The 21,349-nt window shown below is 36.0% G+C and carries 17 protein-coding genes and 1 pseudogene; 9 read left to right on the top strand and 9 right to left on the bottom strand.

Features of this window, described 5'->3' with window-relative positions:
- Nucleotides 1-169: 169 nt before the first annotated feature.
- The gene (locus PAENI_RS15120) at nucleotides 170-4,354 is read right to left on the bottom strand and encodes an AAA domain-containing protein (protein WP_149645859.1); all 4,185 of its coding nucleotides are present in this window, start codon (nucleotides 4,352-4,354) and stop codon (nucleotides 170-172) included.
- Between the two features lie 181 nt (nucleotides 4,355-4,535).
- On the opposite strand from PAENI_RS15120, the gene PAENI_RS15115 reads away from it, so the two are divergent.
- Both PAENI_RS15115 and PAENI_RS15110 read left to right on the top strand, forming a co-directional pair.
- Complete coding sequence (locus tag PAENI_RS15115; protein WP_149645858.1) at nucleotides 4,536-4,838, top strand: hypothetical protein; 303 nt, start codon at nucleotides 4,536-4,538, stop codon at nucleotides 4,836-4,838.
- Nucleotides 4,828-5,151: a hypothetical protein gene (locus PAENI_RS15110; RefSeq protein ID WP_149645857.1), complete on the top strand. Its 324-nt coding sequence runs from the start codon at nucleotides 4,828-4,830 to the stop codon at nucleotides 5,149-5,151. The genes PAENI_RS15115 and PAENI_RS15110 overlap by 11 nt, the downstream gene beginning before the upstream one ends.
- Nucleotides 5,152-5,555: 404 nt before the next feature.
- On the opposite strand, the gene PAENI_RS15105 is transcribed toward PAENI_RS15110, so the two are convergent.
- The 4 genes from PAENI_RS15105 to PAENI_RS31855 all read right to left on the bottom strand — a co-directional run bounded on the left by PAENI_RS15105 (nucleotide 5,556) and on the right by PAENI_RS31855 (nucleotide 10,749).
- Entirely contained in the window at nucleotides 5,556-8,396 is a 2,841-nt protein-coding gene (locus PAENI_RS15105; RefSeq protein ID WP_149645856.1) for a DUF4116 domain-containing protein, read from the bottom strand.
- A 173-nt stretch (nucleotides 8,397-8,569) separates the two neighbouring features.
- Nucleotides 8,570-8,875: a restriction endonuclease gene (locus PAENI_RS15100; protein WP_262495627.1), complete on the bottom strand. Its 306-nt coding sequence runs from the start codon at nucleotides 8,873-8,875 to the stop codon at nucleotides 8,570-8,572.
- Between the two features lie 218 nt (nucleotides 8,876-9,093).
- Complete coding sequence (locus PAENI_RS15095) at nucleotides 9,094-10,302, bottom strand: phospholipase D family protein (protein ID WP_149645854.1); 1,209 nt, start codon at nucleotides 10,300-10,302, stop codon at nucleotides 9,094-9,096.
- 300 nt (nucleotides 10,303-10,602) lie between these two features.
- Nucleotides 10,603-10,749 carry a hypothetical protein gene (locus PAENI_RS31855; protein ID WP_188114581.1) on the bottom strand — a complete coding sequence of 49 codons (147 nt, stop codon included), beginning with the start codon at nucleotides 10,747-10,749 and terminating at the stop codon, nucleotides 10,603-10,605.
- Between the two features lie 190 nt (nucleotides 10,750-10,939).
- Here PAENI_RS31855 and PAENI_RS15090 point away from each other — a divergent pair, with 190 nt between their 5' ends.
- The 4 genes from PAENI_RS15090 to PAENI_RS15075 all read left to right on the top strand — a co-directional run bounded on the left by PAENI_RS15090 (nucleotide 10,940) and on the right by PAENI_RS15075 (nucleotide 15,126).
- The gene (locus tag PAENI_RS15090; RefSeq protein WP_149645853.1) at nucleotides 10,940-11,695 is read left to right on the top strand and encodes a hypothetical protein; all 756 of its coding nucleotides are present in this window, start codon (nucleotides 10,940-10,942) and stop codon (nucleotides 11,693-11,695) included.
- A 188-nt stretch (nucleotides 11,696-11,883) separates the two neighbouring features.
- The gene (locus PAENI_RS15085) at nucleotides 11,884-12,084 is read left to right on the top strand and encodes a hypothetical protein (RefSeq protein WP_149645852.1); all 201 of its coding nucleotides are present in this window, start codon (nucleotides 11,884-11,886) and stop codon (nucleotides 12,082-12,084) included.
- Nucleotides 12,081-13,574: a recombinase family protein gene (locus tag PAENI_RS15080; RefSeq protein WP_149645851.1), complete on the top strand. Its 1,494-nt coding sequence runs from the start codon at nucleotides 12,081-12,083 to the stop codon at nucleotides 13,572-13,574. The genes PAENI_RS15085 and PAENI_RS15080 overlap by 4 nt, the downstream gene beginning before the upstream one ends.
- On the top strand, nucleotides 13,561-15,126 hold the full coding sequence (locus PAENI_RS15075; protein WP_149645850.1) for a recombinase family protein: 1,566 nt from the start codon (nucleotides 13,561-13,563) through the stop codon (nucleotides 15,124-15,126). Before PAENI_RS15080 ends, PAENI_RS15075 begins: the two co-directional genes overlap by 14 nt.
- 534 nt (nucleotides 15,127-15,660) lie before the next feature.
- On the opposite strand, the gene PAENI_RS31850 is transcribed toward PAENI_RS15075, so the two are convergent.
- Nucleotides 15,661-15,816: a hypothetical protein gene (locus tag PAENI_RS31850; protein ID WP_188114580.1), complete on the bottom strand. Its 156-nt coding sequence runs from the start codon at nucleotides 15,814-15,816 to the stop codon at nucleotides 15,661-15,663.
- A gap of 44 nt (nucleotides 15,817-15,860) precedes the next feature.
- On the opposite strand from PAENI_RS31850, the gene PAENI_RS15070 reads away from it, so the two are divergent.
- On the top strand, nucleotides 15,861-16,205 hold the full coding sequence (locus PAENI_RS15070; protein ID WP_149645849.1) for a helix-turn-helix domain-containing protein: 345 nt from the start codon (nucleotides 15,861-15,863) through the stop codon (nucleotides 16,203-16,205).
- A gap of 157 nt (nucleotides 16,206-16,362) precedes the next feature.
- Here PAENI_RS15070 and PAENI_RS15065 read toward each other — a convergent pair whose 3' ends face one another.
- Nucleotides 16,363-16,605, bottom strand: a complete 243-nt coding sequence (locus PAENI_RS15065; protein ID WP_149645848.1) for a hypothetical protein — start codon at nucleotides 16,603-16,605, stop codon at nucleotides 16,363-16,365.
- A gap of 115 nt (nucleotides 16,606-16,720) precedes the next feature.
- Here PAENI_RS15065 and PAENI_RS15060 point away from each other — a divergent pair, with 115 nt between their 5' ends.
- Nucleotides 16,721-18,181: a recombinase family protein gene (locus PAENI_RS15060; protein ID WP_149645847.1), complete on the top strand. Its 1,461-nt coding sequence runs from the start codon at nucleotides 16,721-16,723 to the stop codon at nucleotides 18,179-18,181.
- Nucleotides 18,182-18,573: 392 nt separating this feature from the next.
- On the opposite strand, the gene PAENI_RS15055 is transcribed toward PAENI_RS15060, so the two are convergent.
- Nucleotides 18,574-19,467, bottom strand: coding sequence for a hypothetical protein (locus PAENI_RS15055; protein ID WP_149645846.1), 894 nt, complete (start codon nucleotides 19,465-19,467; stop codon nucleotides 18,574-18,576).
- Entirely contained in the window at nucleotides 19,468-20,517 is a 1,050-nt protein-coding gene (locus PAENI_RS15050) for a hypothetical protein (RefSeq protein ID WP_223178955.1), read from the bottom strand.
- A gap of 203 nt (nucleotides 20,518-20,720) precedes the next feature.
- On the opposite strand from PAENI_RS15050, the pseudogene PAENI_RS15045 reads away from it, so the two are divergent.
- Nucleotides 20,721-21,305 (top strand): annotated as a pseudogene (locus PAENI_RS15045) (SpoVR family protein); the annotation flags it as partial.
- Nucleotides 21,306-21,349: the final 44 nt, after the last annotated feature.

The following is a 21,349-nucleotide window of genomic DNA, read 5'->3' as shown; positions in this document are numbered from 1 at the left end:
ATAGGAAAATATTCCTATCTCTATATTAACATGTATAAACTTAAGGGGAATATAAAAAAAATAAGGACTCAAGTTGAGTCCCCTTAATTTGCCATCTAAGCCATGCGGTAACCATCCTTTAGTTATATCTTTCCAACACTAGAAGATGATTTCCCAGTGTATTTTCAGTTCATTTCACTTCCTCTAAAAGTGCCTCAAGCACCTTTTGTATTTTCTCTATTTCCTTGTTTTTTGCTAACCACCAATTCCGACTCCAAATCCGATGTATTTTCCATCCCTTGCTCTCTAAGAATCTTTGTCTGTAAAAATCTCTCTCCCTGGCCACCTTTGAAGAATGGTAAGTTGCCCCGTCGCATTCTATACCTAAGATGTATCTTTCTTTTCCTACAGGATCTACGATTGCCAAATCAATGCGGTAACCAGAAAAACCAACTTGGGTGTGTACATCGTATCCACAAGCTCGTAGTGCATTACATACTTCTTCTTCAAATCCACTGTCAAAAATCAGTTGATTGTTTAGATCCTTCACATTGGTAGCATCGATTAAACCGTTTAAAATTGACTGGGCGAGCGAATAATCTCCGTCTGAGATCGCTTTACCATACTCCAAATATCGTTTTAAATACTTAACCCCCTGCGCGTAAGTCTCTGCTCTTGTCCATTCACTCGGTTCAAAAGAGCAAACTATAATTACTTTTCTCCGCGCACGAGATATAGCAACATTTAAGCGATTTCCGCCACCGTCCCTAGAAAGTGCGCTGAATTGGCTAACCATTTTACCTTCAGAGTTCTTCGCGTAAGCAACCGAGAAAAGAATAACATCTCTCTCATCACCCTGCACATTCTCAATATTTTTAACAAAAAGTCCTATATGTTCATCGCCATTCTTACGAGATCTAGCTTCGTCAATTAGCAATCTGAGTTCAGGGCTTTTTACCATTCTTTCTTCGAATACATCATTAATAAGATCTGCTTGATCTTTATTAAACGTGATAATTCCAAGTGTTGGTTGGGAATCATCATTTTGAAGAATATTAATGACACTGTCCACGATTTTTTCAGCTTCAACTCGGTTTGAGCTATTCTCCCAGTGGCCGTCAACTTTAATAAATTCTATTGGCCTAGAACCAGTGCCTTTCTTTACAGATGGAGCAATTTGTATTCTTTTATCATAAAAAGCGTAATTCGAAAAGTTGATTAACTCTTCATACTCTGAACGGTAATGCCAAGTTAGCCATTTATCAGGGAACTTTGGTTTAGCCCACTCTAATAAACTTTTTGCATGTTTATCTGTTTTGTCTACATAGATTGTATTATCATCTTCATCCTCGTCCTCATCCTCGATAGATGCTTGAAAGAATGAACTAGGTGGAAGTTGTTTTTCGTCTCCTGCTACTATGAGATGCTTAGCTCGATAAATGGACGGAATTGCATTTTCCACTGGACACTGGGAGGCTTCATCAAATATAACAAGATCAAACATATCCTGATGTAATGGGAAAATAGCGCTCACCGCCTCAGGTGTGCATAGCCAACAAGGTACCAATTTTAATAAATCATCGTAAAAATGCCCTACTACTTGGCGTAATGGCATTAACTTTCTTTTTTTATTAGATTCGTGCTTTAATTTTTGCCGTGTGCTCCCCACTACTTGAGTAGCTGAATTAGCAAGTAATGAATCTATAAGTATTGGGACTGCTTTTCGTTTATCATTCAATAACTTTTGAAAACGGTCTAGGTTGGATTTATAAATTTCAGTGGAGACGTCTTTTACATGCGGCTCGGCAGATTCAATCTGTAGAATCCAAGCGTGCAAAAAACTATTTCGAATAAGATTAATCCAGAAATCCACTAAATTCGGAGTGCTTTCGAGTGGTGCCTTTTGAGCGCAACGCTCAAGTAATGTCTTTTTCAAGTCACCCATTTCTTCTTTCATTTGATCTAATCTGCATAAGCTATCAAATTGGTCCAGTGTTCTAAACAATCCTTCATATTCTTGAATACTGTAGACCCCTTCGTTTAACTGTTTAACAAATTCATTAACGGTTTCTCGCTTCAAGTATGGCTCTAAGCTACATATTTGAACATTTAACTCTCTAGTTTGCTCTGCTAATTTTATTAATCCATTTATTTCATTACTGAAAGGCTCATTAAAGAATTCTCCTAAGTGATCATGTGTACTTGGATTGTTAATCCAGTTAGGAAAACAAGTTTGCGTTTCAACAAAAGCTTGAATAAAATCTTTGACATTCTCCTTTAACTTAATCCATACATTCCACTTATCCAGTTGATTTTCTATTGGTGCATCTGAATAGAAGTAAACAAGATTAGCTTCATTTCGGATTTCTTCAAAGAGTATATATGTTTCAACCTTTGCGTGATACTCGTGAAGGGATTGCATGTTAAACGATATTCCATTAGCCTTAAAATGATCTTGAATTTCTCTTTTTAACGAATACCAGCTATGATTAAAAAAACGAGTGAATTTCTTGTTAAGCTCTCCAAAGAGTTTTAGTTTCTCATTCCATTTCACTGCCTCTTCATACCGTAGACCAGTAACAGCCTCTGGACGCTCATTTAATATATTTATTTGTTTTTGAAATGACCCAAACTTTGATTTGATGATTTCAAGATGCTTATCGTTCTCAGTTACCTGGTGAGCATTTTCATCACTAAAAAACCTTAAGATGTGTTTGTGTAAATTTCTATTTTTAATAACAGTCTTCACTTTCTGCATCTCGTAAAGAACATGAATGTTCTCCAGATAATAAACAGGTTCAAATAATAAATGGAGTTCATTCTTAAGATTAGCTACTTGCTTAACATCCTTGACTATTGAACTCAGTATATTGCTCAAATCTAAATGTTGCTTAACTGAAAAGCCCGCGAAACTTTTACGATTATTCCATGGGTGATTTGAAGTATCATATTTCTGCTTCAATTCAATTACGGTCTTTAACTCAATTAAAGTCATTTCCAACTCATCAAAAGTAAGGTTCCCCAATAAATCTTCAACCTCGATAATCAACGTCTGATCCCATTTAGCTTTGCTATATAAATAGAATAAACTTTTACCAAAGGGACGCTCTTGATGTAAAGAGAATGCTGTTTTATTCAACTTCTGAGCCAGTGCAAACTTTTCATTTGAAATACGATCAATGTCCTGTCCCTTTATAGGAAGACTCCGATCAATTACAGAAGCAATTTTTCTATATACATCAATTTTGTTCTTATTAAAGTCATGGACAAGAGCAACATGATTTTGTAAATTGATTTGTCCCAGTCGGTTATACACAACATCCAGCGCCGCTGGTTTTTGACAGACCAACAGGACCTTTTGTCCTTTAGACATACGATCCACAATTAAATTCACGATAACTTGAGACTTACCTGTCCCAGGTGGCCCATGTACAATCAGTCCTTTTCTATTACGAGCAGCTACAACAACTGCTTCTTGGCTAGCATCGGTTTCTAGGACAAAGAAGTTTTCTGAAGGGTGTACTTGATTTAATTCTTCCTCTGAGATCTCCTCAAAATCACCTTCATTTTCTTCAGACCCATTAATTAATGCATCCAAAAAACCATCTTCAGGCAAATCATCTAACAGTAAATTGTAATCATTCAGTAATGTACTTGTTGATTGCTGGAATTTACCCATAACTGCATATGGATATAAAGTAAAGCCCTTTTTTCCTTCTGGTATGTTCTCTTTTTTTATATTTTTAAAAGGAGCAATACTTTGATCAGTCTCCAATGTTAAAGATATATCATGCTTCCGCAGAAGTTCGTAAATAAACGGCAAAATATCTTTTAAGTTCGAAGGTAAACCTGAGGAAATCTCATCCTGAATAGATAAACTTATGTCCCCACCTATGTATTTTTGAATTGCCATAATAAAGGTTTGATTGATGAAAGGGGTAGCCTCTTCTCCCACCCCAAGTACCCAATAAGGTTTGTTATTTACGGTTGCCTTGTTAAGCCTAGCTGGGATGAATAATATTGGACATCTAATAAAAAAATTAGGCACTAAAAACCCTTCCAGAAATCCATAGGCAACGTAAAAAGGATTGTTGCCCGTTTCTTGTTCAATTAGATCAACTTCTCTTTTAAGTTGAATCAGCCTATGGTTAACTAATACAGATTCTTCAACGAGGCTATTCTGTGGAATCAAACTGATTTCGTCTTCTAGAGCACAGACTTTTTCCAATATTGCAACATCAAGTCCTACTTCTATTTTTGAGAAAGAGTGAATATCAAAATGATTTTTATTATAAATTTTCATTAATTTCAAACTTTTATTTTTTGCAGTTAAATCCGTTAAACGATCTCTGTACATTGAAATCAGTTCTTGCATATTTCACACCTCATTATTTTTAAACGACTAGGAAATAATACCTAAAATTATAATACCACTATAATTAGTGTCATCATACAGTTGCAAATAAAACATACATTTTTTTATCATTATGTAAACATATATTAACTTTAGGAAGCTTCAACCCTTATGTTATAATGACGAAAAGGCGGTGAGCAGAATGTCCATTTCAAAAGAACAACTAGAGCAAAGTTTTAAGAATAAACCCTATGTAGAACTTAAAGATCTAGTCCAATTAATCGAAGAAAACTTTGGATTCAACGTTTCGCTACAAAGGAAAGATGAGCAGCTTACACTCACGGATGAGCAAAAGAAGAGAATGACCTCAGTTATTTTTAAAGATGAAGGCGTTCTGTACCAACTTCAACAGGCTCAGAAGGATCGAAAAGATGGAATTTCCACATACAGCGACAGCGAAGAGGAGTTTGCACAATTACTGAATGAGGTCGAAAATGAGAAATAATGGCTATACGGTGCTGTGGACTACTTATGCACGAGTAGCATTGGCTCGTATGAAAAAATTTAAAGTGGACCCGATGAATGTATTCAAGCGCTCAAAAGCTGTTTTAGCTGATGAACCGAAATTCAAAGCTGATGGGGTCTCTGATTTTCCTGGCTTTGAGTTTAATGGCTATTATTGGACTTTGATTGGTAATGTTGTCATCATCTACAGAATTGACGAGGATCTTCGTGAAGTGTATGTGGATGCTTGTTACTTTGCAAATACGGGATTGTCGCATTATATTTTTTGGGGAATAGATCCTGATGAAGAATAGCCCACAATGTAATTACGCATGGGTTAGGCTATCTTTTGTCGTATAGTTCTGCTATCTCAATAAGCCAGATGCGGATTTTCGGTTCGCTAATTTTTCTAATTCCGATAAATTTCCAAAAAAGAGGAAGGTTGTAAGCTTTCAGTTCAGTGAATAATTGAACCTGAATCTGTTTTTGGTGATATAAAGTGAAATCGAAATACCAGAAGATTTCCGCCTCACTCCTTACAAATAAGTAAGTATAGAGGTCGGGTGGCTTTCACTTACTCACAATCTTCTAAAGTAGGCAAGTCAATTCAAAGGTAAGTATGATCTTTTAAATATGACCTATTTTTGATTTTACAGAAAAAGAAGCTGTCCCTATGTAGATAAACTACAATTGAGACAGCACCTTGTTATGAGGAACACTAATTATTATGTTCTGGCAACGCTACATATGGTATGCTGGCTGAACTTTTTTCTAACTCGTGATCACCTTTTTCAAAAAATCCTATCACTTCATCGTTCCAATGCCGTATAACATTAACATCCATTAAATATTGCAGAGACCTCATTATTTTTGATGGTCCATACATTAAAGTCTCTGGCACATACTGCGATATTTCTATGCTTTTAACATTCAGATTCTCCCTCAACTGCAAAGCCGTTTCTGTACCAGCTTTTAGAAGTTTTTCGTATTTTCTATGCAAATCGGGCCGTTTTGCTTTCAATAGAGCTTTAATATTTTTAAATTCGTACTTATCAATCATGGACTCAGCATAATACGGCGTCAATGTTCCGTCTCCAGGGTTTAGATATACATGATTAAAGAAATCAATATCAACAATACAGCCATGTATATTACCTGACCCACCAAATGCCTTAATGCTATTCGATATTGAATTTAGTGCTTTGTAATAATCCGCAAATATTAACTTAACAGCATCAGAGTAATAGGTCATCCTTTCAAAATAATACTCTAAGTCATTATATTCTAATGATTTTGGTGCACCGCCACTCAATAAACTCAATTTTCTCTTCTTGCCATTTTCATATATGAAACAATAAATACCAGATCTTTTGAGCATATGGATATTACCGCTTGTTCTATTAAAGGTCATATTGATCCCTAAAACCCTATTAAAATCTATATATTGCTCCCGTGTAATAGTATGAATCCCATCTGGATAATACAGAAAAACATCGCATTTCCCAGAAAGTGTAAAATGCTTCAATCCAGCCTTTAGACCCTGATATCCAATTTGATTATCTGAATATACTGTACGATCTTCAGAACAACAATACTCATTTCGATGAGTATGACCATTTACATATATCCATTGAGAATTGTAGCCTTCTCTATTCCAGTTATCTTTTGGGGTATGGGTTAGAACAATAATTGGCTTGATACTTATAGCGTTATTTATTATCGTATAGATATTTTCAAAATGTTTGGTTTGCTCAATATCCTCTGCCAAAGATGTAATCGTATTTCTGTAAATTCCTTTCGTTGCATTAAAGCTTGAACTATATCCTGAAAAACCCAATCCACCGAAGATGTTAAGCGAACTTTTCAAACAGATTTCTTTCAGTGTTTCTGCTGGTAATGTTAATAATTCTTCTTCTTTAATGACTACCTGCTGCCCATCTTTCAGTATTAATAACTCGTTATGCAAAAAACAGATATTTAGCGTAGAGAATAGCTCCCGATATTTATTAACAATATCATCTAACCCCTTGCTATAATCATATGGTTTTCCATTTCGGTTAAAGTCCCATAATTCATGATTTCCAAGTATGACTACAATATGACTCGGATTCCATAACTTCGCCAATTCCTCATAAAAAATAACTGAGTTTTCGTAGTTAAAAGAAACATCCCCTGCTATTAACAAGTAATCAGCCGAGGATTTCTGCGTAGCTGTATCAACCATGTGACGAACTAAATCTCGAATAAACCATAGTATTTCCTGCTTTGTTGCACGCTCTGGGAATCTTTTAATAAGCTTGTGATTAATATGTATGTCGCTTACATAGTAAATCTTTCTTTTGTTATCATTAAAGGTAAAATCAATATCAGAATCATGCAGAACGACACAAGCTTCAACAACCTCATTTTCCGCAGATAGCATTAAACCAAAATCTTCACCATACTCTCTAACTGCGGCATGATAAAATGAGTCATCATAAAGCTGTTGAGCTAGCAAGACATCATTGCGAATTAAAGCGCCTTCTATATTAAAGTCGGACAGGTTGACATTCAAAAAATCACAATCACATAAATTCGCATTTTCTAAATCTCCGTCCACATAATCATAGAAATCTGCAAAAGAGTCAAACTCAACAGTTTCACTTTCTTCTCTATAGTGAATTTGTTCCTTTACAATAAATTTCCCACTTTCTTTTTCGTAAAATTTCAGTTTTAATGTTCTTACCCCTAATTGTCGTTCCAATTTAATTATTTGTGGATCGCTGTTAATTTCTTCTGGAAAACGTCTAACAATTGCTCTGATGTACGAACGATCACTAGAAGACATATCTGCACGATCAACAAATTTATGATTAAGGCTATCTAAAAAGAATAAGCACGCTTGTGGCGAATACATACTTTCCTGTATGTACAAATAAGATTGCCAATTACTATACACCGCCAATTCACAAAGCTCTTTTGATTTAAAACGTTCTGGTATAAAATTTAGGGCTAATGCATTGTTATCGACGGCTTGTGCACATAATTTTTTACTTCTACGATTTCCTGGTACAAACTCTAAAGCTAAACCATTCTGCTCAACAGCTTTCTCGCATATTTCTTTTGAAACAAATGTGTGCGGAACATATTTAAGTGCACTGCCATTTTGAAGAATAGCAGTTGTACAATGTTCCTCTGATCTTTCTTTTTCAGGGATGAAGCGAAGAGTTAGTCCGTTTTTCCTTACCGCTTCTAGATATAGTTCACTACTACGAAATTCCTTTGGTACAAAAACTATGGTTATTCCGTCACCGTCATTTTTAACAGCTTCCATACAGATTTCCTTATTCATTAGGTCTTGTGAAACGTATCTAATGGCCCCACCTGTCTGTTTCACAGCCTCTAAACATAGTTCAGGAGTGCGTTCAGTCTTAGGGATTGCCCGTAAGGCAAAGCCTGTCTGCTGAACCGCAAGGATACATCTTTCTGGCGTTTTTTCTACTCTCTCAATATAAAAACCATCTTTTCGAATCTCCGAGAGAATATCTTCTTCATTGTTTCTGACAACCAAATTTGACATTTTGTTTTACACTTCCTTGTTATGTATTATTTTACACTCATTTCAAGCATAATTTATACTATATTCAATGAAGCTTATCACTTATAGGTTAAGAGTTATCTTTCTACATACTGAGTGCTGAATCCTCTATACTCAGAGGAACACTCGTTCACCCCAAAAAGAGGTTCTTGAACTCAATGTTCAAGAACCTCTTTTTCAAATCCAACATATTGCTCGATTAAATTTAGTAGTTGTTCACCGTTAACGGTCTGAATTGATTTATTCTCTGTACATTCTAATGCCTGCTTAGTGAACTGGCCTGTTGTTATATAGAATCCTTCAACTGCATTGCAATCAATCATCGCGCTGTGGAACTTTTGAATATCTGGTCTACCCACTTCTGTCGTTGTGTATCTTTTGCACTCCACTAATCGTACTTCATTATCACTCCTTAAGATTATATCCTTCCCTCCATCACCCGAGCGTTCAAATCTATACAGCCGAATCGTATACCGCGTTTAACGCAACGGCATGGTGAAAAAAGGTCGCTTTCGTTATTAAAACGGGAAACGTTTAGCTCAATAAAATAGCGACAGTCTAGGACTTTATTTTCTTCGTCCTTGGCTATCGCTGTTTCATTTTATATGCTCAGTCTACTGCTTTATTTTCTACTGACATCAATTACTTTATATGTAAAGAGAACGAAACGTCATTTTGTCTAAAGCTCATCATAACCATGAATTTTAAACAATGACTCTAATCGTTCCATGATATAGTCATGTGCTCTTTCCGTAATTTGCAGATGAGATTTTTGTCTATGTGTATAAATAATTTCATTAAAGTTACTTTTCGGATTTGGATATAAAGCTCCCTGTAGTTCACGAGCTAATTCCCTTAGAGATATCCCTTCTTTGATAGGAGCTTTCAAGAAACGTCCCGTACTGAGTTCTACGTAATAAGGATACCTTTTTTTTGCTTGTAAAGGAGATGTATCTTTTATAATGTTATTCTCCTTAAAACCTAAGGTCTTTGTGTAACCCACAATAATTGGTGTCCCTTTATCCTTCTTATCCGTACTTACCATTGCCATAAACAATGTCTGACCATTTTCTATCCCTGAAGGCGACTTTGGAAAAAAAGTGCGATTATGCTCTTTTTTTCTCTCAAAATAGGTTAGATGATTTGGAATACGATTATCGCTAGTCCCCTCAAACTTCAGCCAAATGCCCGTATTTCTATTTCGAATCTGTTCTTCCTTCTCTTCGTTAAGTACTTCTTCCAAAATGTCCTTTTCCTCAGAATTAGTCAATTGATTAGATGTTTGGAAATTAAGTTTCGCTCCCCACTTCACTGTATTAGGAAGTATGGTGACTGGAGATTCGTTTTTTCTTGGTTTATTCTGCGAAGTTGCTCTACCTGTTACTGCATCATCACAATAAGGTTTTTCCTTCTCAATAAGTTGCAAAGTTATTTCCCAGTTTCCTGATTTTGTAATATCATTAAGCAAGCCATCAAAGTAATTATTACATTCAAAAGAAAACTGCGCTTCATTTTCCATAAACACACCAAATTCATGATTTTTATAAAAACCATTTAAGGTAAAGTTTGCGGACCCCATAATCACAGACTCACCATCAAAAATATAAAGTTTAGTATGAAGATCTTGGAGCGCATACATTTTCACTCCAACTTTAATAAGGCGCTCCAGTCCAGCAAGGCTACTGACTCCTTTAATAAAATCTTCTCTGTTGAAACGTGTTATAAATTCACACTCAATGTCTTCCCCTGTTTCCTCAATAAACTTAACCAATGCAACTGCCGTTTTATAACCTATGAAAGGAGAAATAATGCGAATTTGTTTTTTAGTTGAGTCTAATAATGAAAAGAAAGTTATCCCGAAATTCTTGTCTAGAAAGCTAATAGGCAAAATTAGCCCCTCCATTCTCTTATTTATAAACTATTTATTAAGAAATCTCAAAACCTTTGCATCTTCACTTCTGTTCCAAAAAATCAGGATAAAGTTCTACTTCTCCGTCTCCTTGTTCATTACAAATCCCCTCACACTTGGATTTTTTGCACATATTCCAATCATTATATCAAAGTCAATAATATTGGAAAGTATTATTTAAAGCATCCATTTACAAAAGATCCAAGAATAATGACTAAATATAAAAAGAGGCTTTTGAACTCAATGTTCAAGAACCTCTTTTTATAATCTAATATATAGTTATTCACCTTTCGAATTCCCCCTATTATAGCTAATATCAGAATACTTAGAGAGTACTACTCTTATGGTATCGTCCACCAATTCTCCAATAATTTCATCAAGTTTCTTTTCCTTTTCAGTGTACTTGAAGACGATGTTTAACTGCATACACACACCCCCTTAGTAATAAAAATTATTATATTCGCTTCCTATTCACACCTTAACTGTTGAATGTGATAATGCGTTCCACTGCTCCATATAATCGAATAAGGACGGGTCACCAGCTGCTTTAAAAATTAACTTTGTTAACCTGAATCACAAGGTAAACCAACGTTAACCATTATTAGAGGAGGTTAAGATGGCATCAGAAACATTTGGAGTTAAGGTAAACCCAGATATTAAAGAAAAAGTCTTCTCCATGATCTCTGCATCAGGATTATCCAGCAAAGAATGGTTTGAAAGCGTAGTGTCTCTATACGAATTCCAGAAGTACAAGCATCATGAGAGTGCAAAAAAATACTCAAGTGATTTGGAAGCACTACAAGATCATTCCTCACGTATCAATGAAATATTCTCATCCTTGATCAAAAAAGTCATTGATGATAATACCTACAACTCTTCGGAGATTGCAAGAATCGCTTTGGAAAAACAAAACCTTATAGATGATTTAGAACAACAAGTGAACACGCTAAAAGGAGAATTATCAGAAGTAAATCGTGAATTATTGGAGATCCAAAAATCGTGGAAGCAACTGGATGAACTGTCCAGATCTCAGAAAGAAAGGATACTACACGTACAGTCTGAACTCGAAAGACAGAATATTTTAGGCGCGAAGTTTAATCAAGTGGAATTTGAGCATTTATCCATAGAGCTTTTAGGAGTGAAACATACGTTAGAGCTCACAACGTTGCGCCATGAAAAAGAAGTTCAAAAATTAATTGCTCAACACAAACAAGAAATTATCGAGAAGTATATGAACAATCGCAAATCTTCTGTGGAAAGAAAAAAGGATAGCCCCCCAAAGAAGGTCGTTCAGGAGGAGTTCTCCTTCACACCAACTCAGAAAAACTTAAGTGTTGATAGCTCAAAGGATTTATCAAATACCAAAGATTGATGAAAACACAGAAACCAACCTACCACGGTTGGTTTTTGTGTTTTCATGCTGTTTTAACGATACGCCCTCAAAGTCTCGTTCACGTATATAAATTGTTATTCACATATGTGAATAAGGACTGTGATAAAAGACCATATTATGACTTGTGAAATTCTGTAATCACTTCCCACACTTAAAAGGAGTCTTTTATGAAGAGACCTATCATTGACAGTAAACTAAAAATCCGTTCCATAAGTTATGTTCATGATCCTGAAGCAGCTCAGAAATGGTTCGAAATGTACGTAGAAATTCTGACAGATGGGCTTATTCAAAAATCAGCAAAAATGTGTTCAGAAGATCATATAAATGATTATGATGAAAATCTCTTAAATAAGGATGAATCCATATGACCCAAACCGTTGCTTATTATCGCAGTTCAACTGATTTACAAGAAGACTCTGTTTCTACACAAGAGTTCTATGCAATGCAATATTGTTCTGAAAAGATGCTGCTAATTGACAAAGAAATCAGTGACGAATTTGTCTCAGCAAAACTTACGCCTCTTAAAAAGCGCAAATTCAACCAGATACTCGATGGCATAAAAAAAGGTGAATTTAATACTTTAATTATCTATAAACGTGATCGACTTGCTCGTGATGTAATAGAGTATATGGAAATTTTTTCGGTATTGAAAAAATATAACGTTGAGGTTCACTTCACAACCTCTCACGAGGCTCCCATGCGGTACGATGAAACAGGAGAGTTTTATGAACTGATTATGGCGGGTCTTTGTCAGCATGAAGGTGAGCAAATAAAACTTCGAATAAGTGAAGGTAGATCTGCCTCCTTTGAGCAAGGAAAACATAAAGGGATTCTACCGTATGGATATCTAGTGGATAAAGATTCGGGCAAAATCTATGTACATCCTGAAGCTAAGAAAGATATTTTATTTATTTATTCTGAATTGTTAAGTGAAAAGCACGCTACTCTAAACGAATTAAAACTGTACTTAAAAAAACATCATATTCAGCGACTACGTTTAAAAGAAAGCAAAAAATTCAACCCAGAATGGGAGGTGAAGGCAATCGAAGATATGATATCAAATACCATGTATATGGGCATTCGTCAAATGAATTTCAAGGGAAAGCTTCACACCTATACTAGTAAAGATTATGCACTACTATCCGTAGAAAAGTGGCACAGAGCACAAGAAGTTTTAAAAAATATAAATTCAAAAAAATCACGTTCTAAGAGACCGATGGGTTCTTTTTTACTTGAAAACTATATTAGTTGCCATGAATGCAAACAACCACTCACACCAATTATGCGTATGCGAAAAAAGGTTTGGATTGGAGTTTACGAATGTAAAGCACATAAAGTCAAATTGCTAAGTGATGAGGTTGAATCGGAAATTCTCGATAAATGTTGCTGTCATTTTTTCTCTCTTTTATCCGAATATGGTGAGGATTTCTATAATAAATTTTTAACTGGAAACGTAAATAAAATAAAAATGTTAACTAATAGACTCGAACAGATCATTGATCTATTCAATACTCAAATTATTCATAATGTAGCCAGATTAATTGGAACAAATAATGTTCTAGAAAAGACACGTTTAGAAAATAAACTAGTGACCCTAGAGCTTAAACTTAAACATGTTAAGGGTAAAAAGGAACAGTTGTATCTTACAATAGAACAACTTAAGAAGTTGCCTGAACAAATCAGCTCATTCAAAGATAAAACTAAATTTACCGATGCATTAAAGAATTCACCACATAATGAACGTCTAATATTACTAAACAATATCATTATGTCTGCCTATGCTACGCATGAAGGATTAAAACTATTTTTGAAACATCCCATTAAAGGATCGGAGGAAATTTTTATTGAATATTCATAATGTCCTACTGCCAGGAAAAAAAGGAGCATTTTATGGTCGCCATTCAACCGAAGAACAAACGATTGATACCCAACTTCACTGGGCCAATGAATTAGCGAAAGAATTCGGCTGTGAAATTATTAAAGAATTTGTAGATATAGGTGTTTCCGCTGTTAAGAAAAATATGTCAAAACGCAAAGGCCTTACAGCGCTGATGACCTACCTTGAAACTGCTGAAATTGACTTTGTTATAATTTATGATCACACTCGACTAGCAAGAAACGCTATGGAACATCAAAAAATCAGAGGATTCTTCAACAGCAAGAAAATCCCAGTAGTGATGTGTTCTACTAGAGATATGTATAACTCAGGTGATCTTCTTGGTGAACTATTGAAAGACGGTTATAGTAAATATGAAGCCGACGCCATTAGGCAGCGTACCGAAGATAACCACTATAAAAAAATTAAAGAAGGTATTTATCGTGGTGGTAAGCTTCCTTTTGGATATAAATTTTCACCTGATGATTATATCTTTAAGGTCTTACCAGATGAAAAGGAAATTGTAGATGATATATTTCAGAAGTATCAAGAAGGAGAAGGCTTTCACGCGATAGCTTTGTCTTTAAAAAAACAAAGTTTTCATGGTCGAGATTGGACTAAAGATGATGTGAAACTCATTATTACAAACCCATTTTATGCTGGATATCTAACAGCAAAGCGTTTTCATCCTAACAGCCACAGACAACTTACAGACAAAGAAGAGTGGATTATGGGATACTGTGAAAGAATAACACCCTTTATTCGATATGAAGTGTGGGAATATTGTTATGAAACATATCGTTCAAAAAGAAAAGGTAATGTATCTCCGAAAAATTTCAAGACCCCCTTCCTCCTGCGTGACATACTGTTTTGCAAAAATTGCAAAACACCTCTGAAATGCAAAAATCAGAAGAACAAGTACCACGGCAAACCAAATGGAAACTCAATTTACTATTGCGAGAATAAAGCATGCAGCCTTAGACTCGAAAAGAATAAGGTTCATGAAAAATTTATTGAGGAAGAAATGTCCGCAGTGTTAATAAAATACATCTCTACTCAACATAAGGACATACATGAGGAGATACTTATCAACCTAAAGCAAAAAGTTGATAAATTAAGTCAACAAATAATAGAACTTGAAATAATGATAGATGAATTTACGTTGCAGATCCGACGAACGGAAGCAGAATTACATTCTTTAGACCCCAACAAACCACAAGAATTAAAAAATAGTTTCCTAAGATATCGAATCTTACTTAAGGAGAAAATTAATAACACACAACAATTGATCAATGAGAAGAAACTAAAGATTTCTTATATTGAGAACGTTGAATCTGATTTTCTACTTATGAAAGGTCTGCTGGTGGATACAATCTTACTGGAGTATAATGGAGAAATTGACCCGCGCCTTCGAAGACTTCTATTATATTTGTTTGAACGAATTGAAATTGGTCCTGACCTTGTCTATGACGTTACAGCTCGGATTGATTTAGAGAATGACACGCCTGTAGTACTAAGCGGCTTTATAACCTAAAGCCGCTTTTTTGCGCGTGTTTACTGGGTTCTCGGTTTTTGGGACAAGTTTTCTATTTTTCTAGGTTTTAAGGGGAGGAAAGGGATCCCTTTCCTCCCCTTGAAACCTAGAATAAGTCTTCAATAGGCTTGTCTATTGGGGGAACTGAGGGTTGTCCAACTAAGGAAAACCATCATGAAAAGTCTTCTCGGTAATTAGGTTGTTACTTCCTAAAATAAATCAAGTTTCTCGGTAATTAGGAGACATTTGCAATCCTTACATGTTCACCAGCTTATGAGTTCCTAATTTGGAGGTTACTTGTACTCTTCGATCATATTCTTAATTCACCCAACTTCTCATCAATTATGAATTCAGAACCTAATGGTATTCTGACTTATTTCAATCTCGCTACAAAAAATCCCGTTACTTAAATCAAAAAAAGAGCTCGCTAACAGCAGCGAGCTCAATAATCTCCGCATTCATCACTTTAGCGTGCTAATATTTCAAAAACAAGCCCTCTCATCGATAAACTAGTTATATTAATAACCTTTAATGTTATAACTCCTGTCTATACTTATTCATTTCTTCATCAACAATCCGCTGAACTACCTCTAGAAACAAAGCGTGATATTTTTTAGCCGCTGCGGGATCATTAATGTATTTTACAGATTGAATTTGGGCATCCTTAATCTCTTGATACCTTTTTTTCATGGACTCAATTCCTTTCTAGTAATTGATTAATAGGAGGTTGTGTGATGCAGGAAATCGGTCGACAAATTCGTCAGATACGTAATCGGAAAGGCATCAGTCTCAATGCTTATGCTAATGAACTTGGCGTTTCTCCAGGTTACCTTTCTAATCTAGAAACAGGGAAAACCCAAAACATAACCCTTAAGGTTCTAGAGCAACTACAAAGTGATCTTTACCTAATTCCATTTCCGACGGACGATAACGATGAACTGCGGATGCGACTTGATCGGGTTTATGAGCTTCTTTCAGCCTTGCAAAACTGTAAGCCTGATGCCGTTGAATACTTGCTTCGATGTGTGGAAGAAGGGGCAGAAGTTTTTCTTACACATTACTCCACTAAATCTCTGTAGTTGGTAATATGTGCATGTTCATGAAAAAGTATTCATAAAAATGAACAAACATTTACTCCTGTGAATATAGATCAAACAAAAGGGGAGTCTAACCTGCATCAGGTTGGCTCCCCTTTCGCTGCATTAAAGATAAAATGCTTGCTCAGAAAAGGAGAGTCTATCCCACATCGGGTAGACTCTCTTCTTTATGAACAAAGCTTATTTTATATCCACTTGCTTGTTCCGAGCCAACGGTCTCTGTAAGAAGATGTTCGGCAGCGCGTTCTTTTAGCGTCTTCTCCCAAGTAGCGAAGTGTTCCGCTAACTTCTCTAATGTTTCCGAATGAGCGATATCCTTAAGATTTCCAAAGCAAATCTGCTCGTTAGGAGTGTTGACAATAAAACGGATCTTCAGGTCCATCGTGCCTCCCCCCTTAATACAACCTATGTAGAGGAAAGGCGTGGACAACCCTATAATCGTAAATCCAATTTTTGGCGCATAGAATAAAGGACCAGCCCCTCAGGAGGTATAGCCCATGAATGTCGAGAGCACCACAAGCCGTTTTGTAGCGATTTATTGCCGCGTATCGACCGATGAGCAGGCCCGTGAGGGTGTTTCTCTGGATGAGCAACAGGAGCGCCTTAAGGCCTATTGTAAGGCCATGGGATGGTCAGATGAAGTCCTCTTGTTCATTGATGATGGATACTCCGCAAAAAGTACAGACCGCCCTCAGCTCAAACGGTTGATGACATACATAGAGAACGGTGAAGTATCGAAAGTCATGGTCACCAAGTTAGATCGGATGAGCCGCCGACTACTGGACTTACTTACGCTTATTGATATGTTCCAGCAACATGAGGTCGCTTTTATTTCAATCAGTGAATCATTTGATACTAATACCCCTTCTGGTCGCCTGACGCTTCAAGTACTCGGTGCAGTCGCTGAATTTGAACGTGAGCGAATTCGTGAGCGTGTCCTGGACAATATGTTCCATGCAGCTAACCAAGGCAAGTGGTTGACCCAAAGTCCTTATGGATATCGCCTTGAAGACAAAGTACTTACCATCCACGAGCCCGAAGCAAAAACTGTGCTGCAAATATATGATCTATATCTCAAACAGGGTCTGGGATTCTTTGCGATTGCCAGACAACTAAACGTAGAAGGCATTCCTTCCAGGCACAACAAAGAATGGTCGATTCGTTCCGTTAAACTGCTACTTACCAATCCTGTATATAAAGGCACTTTTGTTTGGAATCGTGTGGATTCAAGCAAGAAAAAACGAACCAAAAAGGACGATAAAGATTGGATTGTCATTGACGATTGTCTACCTGCCATTATCGACAAGAACACTTGGGAAAGAGTACAGAACAAAATGAACAGACCAAATATAGCCCCCCGCGCGCAGACCAGCCCCCATCTTCTCGGCGGCATACTGAAATGTGGAAACTGCGGCTCAGGAATGAGCATTGGATGGTCAGGTTCACGAGACAGACGTTACCGCGTCTACCGCTGTTCTGCGAATAAGAACAAAGGAACATGCACAAGCAAGCAGTACAAGGCAGACGAAGTGGAGTCCTGGTTTTTGCAGGGGTTAGCAAGTTTGTCTGATTCATTTAGCCTTGAACTGGTTCCTCATCTCGTTGAGAAAGCCCGCAGCAGTCAAAGCAGCCGTGGGGATCAACAAATTATAGCAGCTAAAAATCGTTACAAAAGAAAGGTGGAAGCCTATACTGCTGGGTTGATTGAATTACAAGATCTTAACGAGGAGAAGCAGCGCATGGAACGGATCATTCAAGAGAATCAGAGTTCGGATGAAAAGCGAGAAAAGATACAGGTGGAAGAGTTGAAGGAAATATTTGAAAGCAAGATTAAGACGGTTCTGGATGCGATAAATGTGATGCCTGTTGAGGAGGCTAAGGCATTGCTTAGGACGTTGGTTTCGAAGGTGACGGTTTTGGGGGAGGGGGTGTTGGATATAGAGTTGGAATTAGGATAATAGTAATAAAAGTCACTTTTTACAACCAGGGACTTTTATTACTAGAAATGAAATTAAATAGCATCTTTACTTCAGTATTAATCTTACTTATTCGTTTTATTATTTTATCAGATTGGTGTTCATGAATTTTTGGAATCAACTCAAAACTAATTTCATGGTCTATTCAGGCTTGTCTCACATAAAATTTGGTAATAATGAAAAAAAAGGGTGGTGTTAAATATGGTCAAATTTTTTGGATTTATTGATGGAAAAGACTTAGAGAATCGAATAAACGAATGGAGCCGATCAGATCTCAGTATACGAATAACTTTAATTAACTATCAAACACAAATAATTGAACGAGAAGTATGGCACTTCGCTCTTGTTAGCTATCAGTATGACAAATATCCTAATCATTGAGAAACTCCATATTTACATATTTCAAAATATAAATATGCGATCCAATTTGCAATTTCTTCATTCACACATTTAAACAACAAGTCGGTATAAATATCTTTTGATTGAAGATTATTTCTCTCAGATCCGAGAAGCAAATGAAAAAAACGATTTCTCAAACGAATAATAAATGTAATAAGATCTTTATTATATATTTGAATCTGAGAACCATTTAAGGTAACATCTAACCCATTAGTTAGACTCATTAATGCATTAGCAATTTTAGTTGATTGATCTCCTGTTGATGCTAGAACATTAATTGAACAACGATCATTTTTCAGCACAGAATCTGCTATAAGTGTTTTTTGAAATTCTTGAAACATTTTTAATTCAGAGGAGTTACTATCATTCGAAAAGAATGATTGCATAGAATTAAAAGTGCCTTTATAGCTATTTGAATGTTTTGCGTACAACAATGGAAAAGCATATGATAAGTGCTCGATGGCTCTGTATAAGTGTACAAAAGCTGACATATATGCTTTTTTTGATTTTTGATAGAAATAATTACTGAATTCTGAGAGCAGATCTTCAAAAAAAGCAGTATTCACCCTATTTCGCATGAAATATGCATTAACTATATCAAAATCTCTCATCGGAACTTGACTATCAAGAACCGCTAAGTGATTTAATCTTGTAACACTTTTACAACCTAAGATTGAATAATTAGTTCTTTGTTTTATTGTTATATTATCGAAGTTATGAGAAACATTAATTGTACCTAATAACAATCTAAATAGTATGGCTTCCTTCGATGGTCTCGTCAAAGTTAATGAGGAAGGTAATCTTAGTACAAGACTATCTGATAATACCTCGTGGTAGGTGAAGACCGTGCCTTGGATACTCATTCTCATTTAAATCTCCCTAACTTGTGATAACTTATCAACAAGTTGATTTTCGTCCATTTCTTTGCATACATTAAAATTCTCTACAAAATATTGCACAGACCTACGTCTTGCCATACCCAGTTTAATTTTAGATACATCTAAAAATGAAAATGCCTCATCTAATTTTTGTATTTGGGATTTAAATCCCTCAATATCTTCATCAAAGATTTCAATATAACTTTTCTGAATACCCGCAGAAAAACCAATCAAATTATTAGGCAACGAAAACCATGAATAGAGTTCTTTATCCTCGCTCATTTTGCTTACAAAGTCAATTACCCCTGTAAATTCAATGGATCGCTCTGGTAAATTAGAGTCAATTATTTGATCAGTAATGAGCTCGTCTAATTTTGACTCGATAATCTTTTGATTATCAATATTTATTGTGTTACTAATAAATGCCAAATATGCTTTTATTATATCACCCTTTTTAAATTCACTCTTAAGTTCTTTCTTCATTTTATCTTTTTTAGTTCTCATCTGTTCTTTTTCAGTCTTTGTGTTTATATTCAAATTCATATCATCAAATTTATATATGTTTTGAGCTAGCATCTCAATTTGATGCCTTGCCGACATTGGTTTCTGTCCATTGTTTAGTGTAATCATCCGATATAACAACTTGTCCATTGAATCGCAGATCAATATATTCAGATACAATGGTCTTTCTAAATCAACATCCTCCCTAATACGGTTTAATGTATTCAGCCTTTGGATCCCGTCCAATACAAAAGCGTTTTCAATGTTCGATTGAACATATTCACCAGTATTATTTTTATAATCATCATCATTGGTGACAATTGCAATTGTTAGAGGAGGCATTATGCAACCTTTTACTATATCCTTCTCTAATTTTCTATAATATTTAGCGGGAAGGGTGTTCCTCTGGTGATCTAGCCTATCAATCAGCGGAACAAGGTTAGTTAGTGCAAAATCATAATTAACCTTTGAAGTTATAAAATAACTATTAATAACTTTATCAATTTGAGTATCAAGAATAAGAAATGACAAATCAATCAACCTTTCAGGTTTAATTTCATAATATTTATTTCATTTTTTTCAAATACAAATATTAGATTGAAGTCTAATACTTTCCAGCCAGTCCACCTTTGTTTATTCTAAGATCACCTAAAATATTACTTTATTCAGCATTGGATGACAATCTTTTGTTTATAGCCGAGACTACAATCCATCTCGTAAAAATTTAAGCACCTTAGCAATACGAAGGCTGGGCTTCGTACTGGCATCAGCGCATCGTCCGTGAACTGGATCTGACCGAAGAAGAAACCGTAGAATACGCTAAACTAAATTCCTCCGTCGTGCAGCCTTCACGGCAAAGCCTGAATCCATACTATCTTGGTCTAAAAATCTTCGAAGACATCGAACGCCGCTGGGACCGCGAGAAAATATTTGAGGTTCGCGAGTTGGAATCCGATACCTCTTTTATCCGCAGCTATCTGTCCAAAGAACTGGTGAACGACCTCGATCTTTATGTTTTTGAGAAAAAAGGTCCAGAATGGAAAATCACCGACAAAGCATGGGAAAATGTACGGGATCAACTGGTGCTCGCTCGAGTCAATGGCGGGTCACCTTACTTGGTCATAGAGGATGCCGACTTCGAGAAGAATGGCGAGTTATTTATCACCCACCGCTATGAAAGTATCGAGCTGGATCTGAAGTACCTGGAACGCACACTCCCGCATATCTACTCATTATGGGGGCGCACCGTTCATCTGCAGACCGTCGTGGAGGACAAAAAGGCGCGGTTCTCGTATGATGGCAAAAAGGTGCAGCGGAAGTTTATTTAAAAGAGGAATAAGTGAATAGTGCGCTATTGCTTGAAAAATAAAGC

The sequence above is a fragment of the Paenibacillus sp. B2(2019) genome (assembly GCF_008370385.1).
GTDB lineage: Bacteria > Bacillota > Bacilli > Paenibacillales > Paenibacillaceae > Paenibacillus_AQ.
This window is presented reverse-complemented; position numbering and strand designations above follow the sequence as displayed.